This is a genomic window from Alcaligenes aquatilis (genome assembly GCF_003076515.1).
In the GTDB taxonomy this organism is placed as follows: Bacteria; Pseudomonadota; Gammaproteobacteria; order Burkholderiales; family Burkholderiaceae_B; genus Alcaligenes; species Alcaligenes aquatilis.
This window is the reverse complement of sequence record NZ_CP022390.1, coordinates 2040971-2053462: the sequence shown is the minus strand read 5'-3', so window position 1 is coordinate 2053462 and position 12492 is coordinate 2040971. Positions and strand designations below refer to the sequence as shown.

Sequence of the window (12492 nt, the reverse complement as noted above, 5' to 3'; positions counted from 1 at the left end):
GATCTTCCCCATTCTTCTTCTACAACACCTCTCCATCCCACCCGTAAAAACTCATTCCGGGCGCTTCTTAACCTACCTTCATTTCTCTGTTCGATTACCCGCCGTCGCTTCCATCGTCATGGTGCTTGCCTGACTCCGGCTGTGTGGAGTGTTTGTTGTTGATAGCTCTGCACACCTGCATCACCATCAGCTCGTTTCGGTTACCGATTCCCCTTCTTTCTATTCGGCTGCTGCCTACCGTGTCTATTGAGTATGTGGGGTGTGTACTTCCTCGGGATATAGGATTTATCTTCAGGCCGCTACTTCTTCTATTCATATGGTGGTAGCTCTGCCACTGTCATACGGTTAATGCCCAAAGTATGGGTAAAATGGTTCGGTATCGTTATTGTTAATGCTTGTTTCAGGAGAACCGAATGAATCAGCCCATTAGCCCCGAGCTTGAACCAGGCTTGTCGCTGCGCAAGATCACGCACATCTGCTATGGCTTGTTTTCTTTGGCTATGATCAGTGCAGGTATCTTCGGTGCTGCGGCTGTGGCAGCCGTGATCCTGGCCTACGTCAAACGCGGTGATGCGTCGGGCACCATTTATGCCAGTCACCTGGACTGGGTTATCAAGACTTTCTGGTGGGGTCTGTTGTGGGTGGTGCTGAGCGCTTTGCTAACGACCATCTTCATTGGTTGGGTAACCGCGCTGGTGGCCTTGGTTTGGATCGTTCATCGCTTGATCAAAGGCTGGTTGGCTTTGGCTGGTGGTCAGGCGCTGGGCCACGATTACTAGGCCGATCCAGTATCAGAAGAGTTCTGGGCCAGACCAGAAAGAAGTATTTTAAAAGGTGCTCTGATGAGCACCTTTTTTTATGTGATCTCGTTTTGCTCCATTCTGGGTACGATTAGTCTTGGGCCCTTTGCTTATGCGTGTTGACTCAGCCTCATCGTGACGGCTGGCAGCTTATCTTCTCTGCGCCCTATGTCAGGGGTTTCAAAAAAGTATAAGACGTTTTGCCCTGGTTTCAGGAGCTTAGGCCACTGCAAGCCAGGATGCTTGCTGCTTGAATGCTTGTACTGAAGGATGCCTGGTTTTATGTTGGGTGTTTTCCTGCATGGCTGGGTTTCTCTTCACCTATAAAAACCCCAAAGGGCAAGCCTCAGGGCGCCAGCAAGTGAACCTGCTCGATATGCATATGGTGCATGCATTCACGCAGCAGTAGCAGGTATATACCCAGGTTTTGATTGTTGACTAGCTGATGGATATTTTCCAAAGAGTTAGCGTTGATCATTTTCAGACTGACGGCCCCTTGGCTGGCGGCGGCATAAAGGGTGAACAGATCGTCGATCATGTCCCGATTGATGATGTGCTGTTCATTGCCTTGAGCTGTATGGAGCCAAGCATGTAGTTCTTCTGCATATTCAGCCGTGGCAAATACCGTGAACTGGCGTAGATCCAGACTGGCCGGCATGATGGCGTCTTCGACGACTTCAATGGCATGCTCCAACTGCGCCTGGCGTGAGCTTGAGTCTGAAAAACAATTGGCCAACAGCTGGACTGCGCTAAGTTCCGGGAAGTGCTCCGTATGTACAGGGGCGCCTTGATGAGCCAAGCTGATTTCGGCATGGTCTGCGCTGAAATCCAGAACGGCCACTTGTGCTTGGGGATGAGCGGCTTGCAGGTTTTGTAGTAATACGGAGGTACTGATCGGAGAAGGTCGCTTGAAGCTATCTGACATAACTATCCTTAAGGTATTTCAATCCGCTTGTTCTTGCTCTCCTGCTTGCTTGAATAAGGCCAAAGCAAGATGCCGTTGTGTGTCATGGTCTACGATGGGGGCCGGGTAGTCTTTCCCTGACCTGAATTCGATAGGGAGCTGCTTGGCCTGCCAAGGCGCGTGAATAGCTTGTTTGTCCAGCGACGCCAGTTCGGGCACATATCGACGTATGAACTGTCCGTCTGGATCAAATTTACGCGATTGGGTGATGGGGTTAAAGATGCGAAAGTAAGGCTGCGCATCGCATCCGGTGGAAGCGGCCCATTGCCAGCCCCCCACGTTAGAAGCCATATCGTAATCAAGCAGCTTCTGGGCAAAATATTGCTCCCCCCATCGCCAGTCTATCAGCAAGTCTTTTACCAGAAAGGACGCACTTATCATGCGCAGCCGGTTGTGCATATAGCCTGACTGGTTCAATTGACGCATGGCGGCATCAACAATTGGATAGCCGGTCTGGCCGTCTTTCCAGGCCTGAAACCAGTCTTCGCAATTAGGGAAGGGCAGGTCCTTGTAGGCCGGCTTGAAGCTCTCTGTCGCCGTTTCTGGGTGATGCCATAGGAACTGCTGGTAGAACTCTCGCCAGATCAGTTCGCTCAGCCAGGTGGCCGCGCCATCGGAGTCGCTGGGCCAAGCCAGAGATACGGCTTGGCGTATGGATAGTGTTCCAAAGCGCAGATGGGGGGCTAAATAGGACACGCCTCGTTTGGCCGGAAAGTCCCGGCGTTCATGATAGGCATGGATTCTGGGCTCAAATTGTTCCAGCAATGTCTGGGCGCCTTGCCAACCGGCGGGACTGAGCAGTTTCGCGCGAGATTTTTCCTGAAAACCCAATTCTTCCAAGTCAGGTAGGGTTTGCTCTGGCAGGGCGGCCCATTCTCCTTGCGAGCAGTCATAGGCTTGTGCATCCTCCGATTGAATACGCGCCAGCCAGTTCCGCTTGTAAGGTGTAAAAACCGTATACGGTTGTCTTTGCTGTGTCAGGATTTCATCCCGCGCAAAGATGACCTGGTCCTTGAATAGCTTTAGTTCCATGCCTTGGCCAGACAGGGTATGACTGACAGTCTGATCTCGTGCCATGGCCGCAGGTTCGTAGTCTTCATTGGCATAGACCGCCTTCGCATTCAGGCGGTTTGCCAACTCGGGAATTTTCTGTACTGGGTCACCGTGAGCCGTGATCAGTTCACTGCCATATTGGTGCAGTTGTTCCTGCACCTGCAGCAGACTGTCATGTATAAAAGCCAGCCGTACATCGTCGGCAGGCAAGGAGTCCAGGATTGTGCAGTCAAAGATAAACACACAGGCCACAGGCAAACCGCTTTTCAGGGCGTGGTGCAAGGCCGCGTGGTCGTGCAGGCGAAGATCGCGGCGCAACCAGCATAAAACACGTGGGGTTTGATCGGGAGCAGTAGAGATTGACATCGATATGAAGATGCGAAGGCTTGATGATGACACATGAAAAAGGGCCGCAGCTGAAAGCTCAGCGACGCGGCCCGATACTGCCAAAGGTGCCTGAGCACCCCGCGCTTATTTCAGGTGAGCGCTGACCAGTTTGGTCAGTTCAAACATGGAGACCTGATCCTTGCCGAACAAGGGGCGTAGTTTGGCGTCAGCATTGATGTTGCGACGGTTCTTGGGATCCTGAAGATCGTGTTTCTTGATGTATTCCCAGATTTTCTTCGTAACTTCAGTGCGCGGTAGCGCGCCAGAGCCAATCACCGCAGCCAGTGTTGGGCTAGGAGTGAGTGGTTTCATGAAGGCTGCATTGGGTTTGCGGGTAGCAGGTTTTTTTTCAGTGCTGGCCATGAACGGAACTCCTGAGAAACGAGTTGAAGGGGCGGGTTATGCGCTAGGGCACGACTTGTCTGTCAGCATACCGTGATACTCCTTATACGTCCAAGCCCTTTGTGAGTAGGAGCTTTGCTGGTCTGTAAGCAGATTTTCCAGTGTTTACAGGCTGCTGCAACGCAGTATTGATTCGGGCTCGGGACTTCTGTGCCGACATGCGCAGCGCAGGCAGCTGTAGCATAATGATGGATTCGGCCTGCTGACAGGCAATTGTGGCACCTGTTGCTTTATTGACGGTTCAAAGCACGGAGCCTTTGTTTGATATTGAGTAAAGATATGAGCCCTACTGTGGATACCCTGGTCATTCGTCGTCCTGATGATTGGCATTTGCACCTGCGCGACGGTGCTGTGTTGGAGTCGGTCTTGGGCCATACTGCGGCACAATTTGATCGGGCTATCGTCATGCCCAATCTGACCCCGCCCGTTACGGCAACTGCACAGGCTCTGGCCTACCGCGAGCGCATTCTGAGCGCATTGGCCAAAACCGAGTACGTCGGTAAGTTTGAGCCTTTGATGACCTTGTACCTGACCGATAATACTCAGCCCGAGGAAATCGTTCGCGCCAAGGAAAGCGGGGTTGTGCATGGCGTCAAGCTCTATCCTGCCGGAGCCACCACCAACTCTGACGCCGGTGTGACGGATTTGCTAAAGAACTGTTCCCGGGTGCTGGCGCAGATGCAGGAATCGGGCATGCCTTTGCTGATGCACGGCGAGGTTACGGACCCCAGCATCGACTTGTTTGACCGCGAAGCGGTATTCATCGAGCGTGTGATGATTCCCATGCGCAAGGCTTTCCCTGAGCTGAAAGTCGTGTTTGAGCACTTGACTACGGCAGAAGGTGCCGCCTACGTGAGCCAGGCCGATGGCCCGGTTGCTGCGACGATCACGGCGCATCACCTGCTCTATAACCGTAATGCCCTGTTCCAGGGGGGCTTGCAGCCACACTGGTACTGTTTGCCAGTCTTAAAGCGCGAGAAGCATCGCCAGGCTCTGGTAGACGCCGCAACCAGTGACAGTAACCGTTTTTTCCTGGGTACAGACAGCGCACCCCACTCGCGTAGCCGCAAAGAACAAAGCTGTGGCTGTGCGGGCTGTTACACCGCGCTGCATGCTATGGAGCTGTACGCGTCGGCTTTTGACAAGGCCGGTCGTTTGGATCGCCTAGAGGCCTTTGCCAGCTTGAATGGCCCCGCTTTTTACGGCTTGCCCGTCAATGAAGGAACAATGACGCTGCAACGCCGTCAATTCACGATTCCCGAGTCTGTGGAGATGGCCGGTGAGCCATTGATTCCTCTCGCTGCCGGTCAGGCTCTGGACTGGAGTGTGGTGAGCTAGGGAAAAAAGAGGCGGCTCGGTTCCTGCGTCTTTAATGACGCTTAGCCGGGCGGCTCTTAATATCTGATCTCACTGCGAAATACGTCCGTGGAAACTGTTTTTCTTGATGTGGTGTGGTCTGCCTTGGCCGCACGCATGGCCGCGACCGCTTTGGTCGTGATCTTGGTTTCGTGGTCTGTGGGCGCATTTGGCCCCTTGATCGGTGGTGCCTTGGCGGGCTTGCCCATGGTGCTGGGCCCCGGCTTTTATTTTTTGTCCCAACAGTTTTCCGCCGATTATGTGCAGCAGGCGGCAACCTATGCCGTGTATTCGCTGAGTGCGACGCAACTGTTTTTGCTGCTCATCATTCTTTGCGCTCCCAACTTGTCGCCTTGGCGCACCTTGCTGTGTGCGGTCGCAGCTTGGGCAGTGGCTGCCTTGCTTTTGTCCTTCATGCCCGTGCAGCCTGTGCTGGGGCTAGCCTTGTTTATTGCCGTCACTGCGTTCAGCTTGCGCGTGTCGCGCCGTTTGGCCGGCATGAAAGGGACCAGCAAAGCGAAGGCGGGCTGGGGCTTGCTGATATTCAGAGGAGCCTTGGCAGGACTTCTGGTCGCTATCGTGACCACCAGCAGTTCTTTGTTAGGGCCGAGCTTGTCGGGACTGATTATGGCTTTCCCCATTGGCTATACCGTGGTGGCTGTGACCATTCACCAAACCCTGGGTGCTGCCAGCTTGGTAGCGACCTTGCGTTCGGCTTTGTGGGGGACGGGGAGTCTGGTAGGGTTTTGCACTACGCTGGCCTTAGTCTTCACGTATATGCACTGGCTGCCGGCCTTGCTGTTGGCCGCCGCCGTATCGATTGCGATTACCTTGCTATTGGTGTTTCGCCCCTGGTCCCGCCGGGGCTAAATGCTTATTCTGCCTCGAACAGGTCCTGACCCTGTGTATTGCGTGGGGGCGTGAGCCCCAGGTGGCGCCAGGTGTTCAGGGTGGCAATACGGCCCCTGGGAGTGCGTTGTAAAAAACCATGCTGGATCAGATAGGGCTCGATCACGTCCTCGATTGTGTCGCGCTCTTCACCAATGGCAGCGGCCAGACTGTCTACTCCTACTGGACCACCGTCGAATTTATGGATGATGGCTTCCAACAACTTTCTATCCATTAAATCCAGACCTTGTGGGTCCACTTCCAGCATGGACAGAGCGGCTTGGGCGCATTCGGTATGGATGATGCCGCCGGTTTTGACTTCGGCGTAGTCGCGCACCCGGCGCAAAAGCCGGTTGGCAATACGCGGTGTGCCACGTGAGCGGCGGGCAATTTCGTAGGTGCCCTCGTCTGTTGTGCTGACATTAAGCAGGCCGGCACTACGTGCCACAATGTGCGTTAAGTCTTTGACGTCATAGAACTCCAGGCGGGACACAATGCCAAAACGGTCGCGCAAGGGGTTGGTCAGCATGCCTGCTCGGGTTGTCGCGCCGACCAGGGTAAAGGGCTGCAAATCCAATTTGACGCTGCGGGCGGCCGGGCCTTCACCAATCAAAATATCAATCTGGAAGTCTTCTAGGGCCGGGTACAGAATTTCTTCGACAACGGGGGAGAGACGGTGGATTTCGTCAATAAACAGGACGTCGTTGGGTTCCAGATTCGTCAGCAGAGCAGCCAGATCACCGGGGCGCTCCAGCACGGGGCCGGAGGTTTGACGTAGATTCACGCCCATTTCATGGGCAATGATGTGAGCCAGAGTGGTTTTACCCAGACCGGGCGGGCCAAACAGCAAAACGTGGTCCAAGGCCTCCTGACGTTGTCGAGCAGCAGCGATGAAAATTTCTAGCTGTTCACGCGCACGAGCTTGCCCGACATAGTCCTCCAGCATCTTGGGCCGTAAGGCGCGCTCGATGGACTCTTCGTTGGGCGACAAGGGTTTGGGCGTAATGATGCGCTGTTCAGAAGGCAGGCTGGAGAGCGAATCGGAGTGTATGGCCATGATGACTACGCTGATTGAATATACAGTATGGTACACCAAGCGCTAGCCGCCTGAGTACTGAGGCTCGTGGCAGCGTGCACAGAGTGCTTATGCAAATCGTCGCTCTGCTACAGGGAGGATCGTTTTGTGCCGACGGGTCTAGGCTGCTTCGCTTGGCATCCCGCATAATGTGGGTTGGAATTTTCAAACGAGATTTTAGCCATGTCCCTGGAATTACCTGATTTTGCTGATGTTGTGGCCGCCGCAGAACGCTTGGCGCCCGTGGCACACCGCACCCCGGTCCTGACTTCCACTACATTGAACGAGCGTCTGAATGGCGAAGTCTACTTCAAATGCGAGAACTTTCAGCGTATTGGTGCTTTCAAGTTCCGAGGTGGTTTCAATGCACTGGCGCGTTTGACAGATGAACAGAAAAAAGCCGGTGTCGTGGCATTTTCTTCGGGTAATCATGCTCAGGCCGTGGCCTTATCAGCCAAGCTCTTGGGTATACCGGCCACCATCATCATGAATTCGGATGCGCCGGTTCTTAAGCTTGCTGCGACGCGCGGTTACGGGGCCAAAGTGATTGAGTACGATCGCCTGACCCAAGACCGTGCCCAGATTGCCCAGGACTTGGTGGAGCGCGAGGGACTGACTTTGATCCCGCCTTTTGCGCATCCTGATGTGATTTCTGGGCAGGGCACGGCGGCTTTGGAGCTGTTTCAGGAAGTGCCCGATTTGCAGCAATTTTATGTTCCCTTAGGTGGAGGCGGCTTGCTGTCGGGCTGCTTGCTGGCCGCCAAGGCCATGGCACCGGCTTGTGAAGTTTTTGGGGTAGAGCCGCAGGCGGGCGATGATGCGCAGCAGTCTTTGCGTAGTGGGGCGATCGTCAAGATTGCACCGCCTGCATCGATTGCTGATGGGGCGCTGACCCAAGCGCTGGCCCCCATGACGTTCGAGCTGATTCGCAGCATGGTGACGGATATTTTGACGGTGCCGGATACCGAGCTGGTTCAGGCCATGCGTTTCTTTGCGGAGCGCATGAAGATGGTGGTGGAGCCTACAGGGTGTCTGGGTGCCGCAGCGGCAATGCGTCAGGGGGATTTGCAAGGCCGTAAGGTTGGTGTGCTGATCAGTGGTGGTAATGTGGATGTCTCCGCCTTGGGTCGGCTGCTGGCTTGATGAGGTCAGTGATTTGCATACGTAAGCATTTATCTTGCCGATGGTTCAGAAAGCAGATCAAACTGGAGTTGCAAACGAGCAAACGAGCAAACGAGCAAACGAGCAAACGAGCAAACGAGCAAACGAGCAAACGAGCAAACGAGCAACCCGCAGTAAGCCAATAGGGCAATTAGCCAGTACATCATCGCATCAATAAGAGTCACGGCGGATAAGCTGCCACATGGATAGATATAAAAAACCGGGCCGTTCATCTGAACGGCCCGGTTTCTTATTCATGGCAGTTTTTTGTCACGCGCGTGACAGCGACTTCAAGGCCTGCTTGATCCCTTCCGACACATCAATATCATCAGGTAGTGCTTTGACAGCAATACTGGCTTCCTTGTTGGAGTAGCCCAATGCCTCCAAGGCGTGCAGCACATCATCACGGCTATTGGGAACGGCGCTGACGGCGCCACCGCTGCCCAGGTCTGCACCCAGCTTGCCACGCAGTTCAAGTAATAGACGCTCGGCTGTTTTCTTGCCTATGCCTGGAATCTTCACCAGACGGGAAGTCTCCTGGCGAGTGATGGCATCGGCCAGTTCTTCAGCATTCATTCCTGAAAGCAAAGATAGGGCTGTGCGGGCACCAATACCGGTGACTTTGATCAGTGCCTTGAAAGTGCTGCGCTCGTTCAGGCTGGAAAAGCCAAACAGCACGTGAGCATCTTCACGAATGGCCAGATGGGTGAACAGATTGACCTGCGCCCCCAGCTCCGGCATTTGGTAGAGCGTACTCATGGGTACATCGATTTCATAACCGACCCCCCCTACATCCACGCAGATGGTAGGCGGTTGTTTTTCGATCAAGGTACCCCGGATGCGACCTATCATGATGTTCCTTCTGGATAGTTAACCCAAGATCCGGCCAGCGCGAATGCGACGGCGCGGCCCGCTTGTGAGAGCTCCGCTTTTTTGCAGACCACCCACCACACTGCTGTGATGGGCATGGCTGATGGCGCAGGCCAGGGCATCGGCCGAGTCCGGCGCAGGCAGGCCGTTCAACTGCAAGAGCCGTTGGACCATCAGTTGGATTTGTTCTTTGGCAGCGTGGCCGCTGCCGGTGACGGTTTTCTTGATCTGCAAAGCCGTGTATTCATGGACATCCAGCCCACCTACCGCCAGTGCACACAAGGCGGCGCCCCGTGCTTGCCCCAGCAAAAGGGTAGAGGCAGGGTTGCTGTTTACAAAGACTTTTTCAATGGCAGAGGTATCGGGCTTGCTTTGCTCAATCACTTCCGTGATGTGAGTCAAAATCAGCTTGAGCCGCTCTGCCAGAGGCAGATCGGGCGGGACCACGATGGTCCCGCTGGCCACATAGCGCAAGCTGGGCCCCTGGGCGTCGATCACTCCGAAACCAGTGCGACGCAAGCCAGGGTCTATGCCCAGGATTCGCATATTAGTGACGGAAGTGGCGTGTGCCGGTCAAGACCATGGCAATACCACGCTCGTTCGCGGCGGCAATGACTTCGTCGTCACGCACGCTGCCGCCGGGCTGAATCACGCAGGTGGCACCAGCTTCGGCAACCACATCCAGACCATCGCGGAAGGGGAAGAACGCGTCGGATGCGACAGCCGAACCCTGCAGGGTCAAGCCCGCGTTTTCAGCCTTGATGGAGGCGATGCGGGCAGAGTCCACACGGCTCATCTGGCCTGCGCCTACGCCTAGCGTCATGCCTTGACCGCAGAACACAATAGCGTTGGATTTCACGTACTTGGCCACGTTCCAGGCAAACAGCATGTCTTGCATTTGCTGGGTGGTAGGCTGGACTTGCGTCACGACCTTGAAGCCTTCGGTGTTGTCGCGGAACGTATCGGGCGTTTGCACCAACCAGCCGCCACCCACACGTTTGACGTCAAAAGCGTTGTGAGCCTGACCGGGCTGAATGCTCAGTACGCGCACGTTCTTTTTCGCGGCAAACACGTCCAGTGCACCTTGAGTGTAGGAAGGTGCCAGCAGGACTTCCACAAACTGGCTGCTGATCGCTTGGGCCGCCGCTTCGTCCACCTCGCGGTTAAAGGCAATAATGCCGCCAAAGGCCGAGGTTGGGTCTGTTTGGAAGGCTTTGCGGTAAGATTCTTCGGCGGTTTCGCCCAAGGCTACACCACATGGGTTAGCGTGCTTGACGATGACGCAGGCGCCCGCATCAAAGCTGCGTACACATTCCCAAGCGGCATCGGCGTCAGCAATATTGTTGTAGGACAGTTCCTTGCCCTGCAATTGCTTGTAGCGACCCAGCAGACCTTCACTAATGGTGCCGTCTGTGTAGAAAGCAGCGCTTTGGTGCGGGTTCTCGCCGTAGCGTAGCGTCTGTTCCTGTTTGAGCTGAATAGTCAGCACATTGGGCCAGGTGTTCACTTCGGGGGCGCTGTCCTGGGCAGGCTCGGCTTGAGCCAGGCTGCTCAGGTAAGCGGCAATGGCACCGTCGTAAGCGGCGGTATGGGCGTAAACCTTGGCAGCCAGTTCCAGACGCAGGCCGTAAGAAGGGTGACCAGCAGGGCCGTCCATATCAGCCAGTACGCGTTCGTAATCGACAGGGTCAATGACGACACAGGCGCCGCCTTCAGGCGTACCGTGGTTTTTGGCAGCAGCGCGCAACATGGCGGGGCCGCCAATATCAATGTTCTCTACCGCATCGGCAAAGGTGCAACCCGGCTTGGCAATGGTTTCACGGAATGGGTAGAGGTTGACGACCAGCAGATCGATACGGTCAATGCCGTGCTCTTCCAATGTCTTCAGGTGTTCGGCGCTGTCGCGACGGGCCAGCAGGCCACCGTGAATTTTGGGATGCAGTGTTTTGACACGGCCATCCAGAATTTCTGGCGAACCGGTGTGCTGGGCCACTTCGGTAACGCTCAGGCCGGCCTGGGCCAGCAGCTTGGCCGTGCCGCCAGTGGAGAGAAGCCGCACTCCGCGTTGGGCGAGTGCTTGGGCAAATTCGACAATACCGGTTTTGTCGGAGACAGAGAGAAGAGCTGTCTGGATTTTCATGGAAGGTGAGACGTGAGAGTTAGGAATCAGGGTTGCAGATTGTGGGCGCTGAGTTTCTTGCGCAAGGTACTGCGCGTGATACCCAGCATTTCTGCGGCCTTGGATTGGTTGCCCGCGGATTTCTCCAGGGCAACTTGCAGGACAGGCCGTTCCACGCAGGAGATGACCATCGACAACAGATCGCGTGGCTCGGATTCGCCCAGATCGGCGAAGTAGCGTTCGAGGCGTTCACGTACGGACTGTTCTAGTGGGTTGGTCGTTGACATTTTTTTCTGAAGGTATACGAAGTACTTAAATACAAAAGAGCCACACAGCTGTCTTTTATTGCAGGTAGGGCTGGTCCAGGTCGCATTCTTGAAACCAGTGAGTAATGGCTTCTAATTGATCTGCACAGTTTTCGATACGATTAATCTGATCCAGCCAGTGTCGGGAGTCCGGCATATCCGACAGATACCAGCCTATATGCTTGCGGGCAGTACGTACTCCAGTGTGCTGCCCGTAGAAAACGTAGTGGTCTTGCAGGTGTTCGATCATGCAATCGCGCAGCTCGCCAAAGGTGGGGGCTGCACGATGTTCGCCATGTTCGAGGTAATGCAGGATTTCCCTGAAAATCCAGGGCCGCCCTTGCGCGGCTCGACCAATCATGACGGCATCCGCTCCGGTGTACTCTAGTACGAATTTTGCCTTTTCGGGACTATCGATATCCCCATTGGCGATGACCGGAATAGAGAGGCTGTTCTTGACTTCGCGTATGGTGTCGTATTCGGCGTGGCCCTGGTAGAAGTCGCAGCGTGTGCGGCCATGCAGGGTCAACGCGGCGATGCCGATATCTTCGGCCAAGCGGGCAATACGAACAGCATTGCGCGATTGCGCATCCCAGCCAGTGCGGGTCTTGAGTGTAACCGGAACCTGGTAGGGAGTACATGCCTTGACAACGTGTTCAAGGATTTCAATGATGCGTGGCTCGTCACGTAACAGGGCTGAACCCGAGGCGACGTTACAGACTTTTTTGGCCGGGCATCCCATATTGATATCAATGATACGAGCGCCTTTGCTGATGTTGAATACGGCGGCTTCGGCCATCATTTCAGGGTCGGAGCCGGCAATCTGTACAGCGATCGGGTCAGCCTCTCCTTCGTGATTGAGGCGTCGTGCTGTTTTCACGCTATCCCACAAGCGCTTGTTGCTGGCGGCCATTTCCGAGACGGCATAACCGGCGCCCAGTGTCTTGCACAGACGACGATAAGGTCTGTCTGTGACTCCCGCCATGGGGGCAATGAAAATAGGGTTGGGAAGGGTCCAGGGGCCGATACGCATGGGGAAGATTTTAACCCTGCGACACGGCTTCGTGGGCAAGGACTTACAAGAAGAAAAGGACAGGCCCCGTATTAGGGCC

13 protein-coding genes are annotated in these 12492 nt (G+C 55.1%); 4 read left to right on the top strand and 9 right to left on the bottom strand.

What is annotated here, in order from left to right:
- Nucleotides 1–413: 413 nt before the first annotated feature.
- A complete protein-coding gene (locus tag CA948_RS09445; protein ID WP_094197537.1) occupies nucleotides 414–779 on the top strand; it encodes a DUF4870 family protein in 366 nt (121 codons plus the stop codon).
- Between the two features lie 367 nt (nucleotides 780–1146).
- Here CA948_RS09445 and CA948_RS09440 read toward each other — a convergent pair whose 3' ends face one another.
- The 3 genes from CA948_RS09440 to CA948_RS09430 form a co-directional block, all read right to left on the bottom strand.
- A complete protein-coding gene (locus CA948_RS09440) occupies nucleotides 1147–1725 on the bottom strand; it encodes a hypothetical protein (RefSeq protein WP_108727877.1) in 579 nt (192 codons plus the stop codon).
- Between the two features lie 18 nt (nucleotides 1726–1743).
- Nucleotides 1744–3183: a cryptochrome/photolyase family protein gene (locus CA948_RS09435; RefSeq protein WP_108727876.1), complete on the bottom strand. Its 1440-nt coding sequence runs from the start codon at nucleotides 3181–3183 to the stop codon at nucleotides 1744–1746.
- Between the two features lie 105 nt (nucleotides 3184–3288).
- A complete protein-coding gene (locus CA948_RS09430) occupies nucleotides 3289–3567 on the bottom strand; it encodes an SWIB/MDM2 domain-containing protein (protein ID WP_009459783.1) in 279 nt (92 codons plus the stop codon).
- A gap of 318 nt (nucleotides 3568–3885) precedes the next feature.
- Between CA948_RS09430 and pyrC the strand changes: the two genes are divergently transcribed.
- Together pyrC and CA948_RS09420 are read left to right on the top strand one after the other, a co-directional pair.
- Complete coding sequence (gene pyrC / locus CA948_RS09425) at nucleotides 3886–4944, top strand: dihydroorotase (protein ID WP_108727875.1); 1059 nt, start codon at nucleotides 3886–3888, stop codon at nucleotides 4942–4944.
- Between the two features lie 87 nt (nucleotides 4945–5031).
- Nucleotides 5032–5832, top strand: coding sequence for a hypothetical protein (locus CA948_RS09420; RefSeq protein WP_238988579.1), 801 nt, complete (start codon nucleotides 5032–5034; stop codon nucleotides 5830–5832).
- 4 nt (nucleotides 5833–5836) lie between these two features.
- On the opposite strand, the gene ruvB is transcribed toward CA948_RS09420, so the two are convergent.
- Nucleotides 5837–6907: a Holliday junction branch migration DNA helicase RuvB gene (gene ruvB, locus CA948_RS09415; protein ID WP_094197533.1), complete on the bottom strand. Its 1071-nt coding sequence runs from the start codon at nucleotides 6905–6907 to the stop codon at nucleotides 5837–5839.
- Nucleotides 6908–7108: 201 nt separating this feature from the next.
- Between ruvB and CA948_RS09410 the strand changes: the two genes are divergently transcribed.
- Nucleotides 7109–8068, top strand: a complete 960-nt coding sequence (locus CA948_RS09410; protein WP_108727874.1) for a threo-3-hydroxy-L-aspartate ammonia-lyase — start codon at nucleotides 7109–7111, stop codon at nucleotides 8066–8068.
- A 288-nt stretch (nucleotides 8069–8356) separates the two neighbouring features.
- Here the strand turns inward: CA948_RS09410 and ruvA are convergent, their stop codons facing one another.
- Genes ruvA through dusB form a run of 5 tightly spaced genes read right to left on the bottom strand, consistent with a single transcriptional unit; the run spans nucleotide 8357 to nucleotide 12413 of the window.
- Nucleotides 8357–8938, bottom strand: coding sequence for a Holliday junction branch migration protein RuvA (gene ruvA / locus CA948_RS09405; protein WP_108727873.1), 582 nt, complete (start codon nucleotides 8936–8938; stop codon nucleotides 8357–8359).
- A gap of 18 nt (nucleotides 8939–8956) precedes the next feature.
- Nucleotides 8957–9502, bottom strand: a complete 546-nt coding sequence (gene ruvC, locus CA948_RS09400) for a crossover junction endodeoxyribonuclease RuvC (protein ID WP_094197530.1) — start codon at nucleotides 9500–9502, stop codon at nucleotides 8957–8959.
- 1 nt (nucleotide 9503) lies between these two features.
- Nucleotides 9504–11096 carry a bifunctional phosphoribosylaminoimidazolecarboxamide formyltransferase/IMP cyclohydrolase gene (gene purH, locus CA948_RS09395; RefSeq protein WP_108727872.1) on the bottom strand — a complete coding sequence of 531 codons (1593 nt, stop codon included), beginning with the start codon at nucleotides 11094–11096 and terminating at the stop codon, nucleotides 9504–9506.
- A gap of 26 nt (nucleotides 11097–11122) precedes the next feature.
- Entirely contained in the window at nucleotides 11123–11362 is a 240-nt protein-coding gene (locus CA948_RS09390) for a helix-turn-helix domain-containing protein (RefSeq protein WP_003803089.1), read from the bottom strand.
- A 55-nt stretch (nucleotides 11363–11417) separates the two neighbouring features.
- A complete protein-coding gene (dusB, locus tag CA948_RS09385) occupies nucleotides 11418–12413 on the bottom strand; it encodes a tRNA dihydrouridine synthase DusB (protein WP_094197528.1) in 996 nt (331 codons plus the stop codon).
- Nucleotides 12414–12492 lie beyond the last annotated feature (79 nt).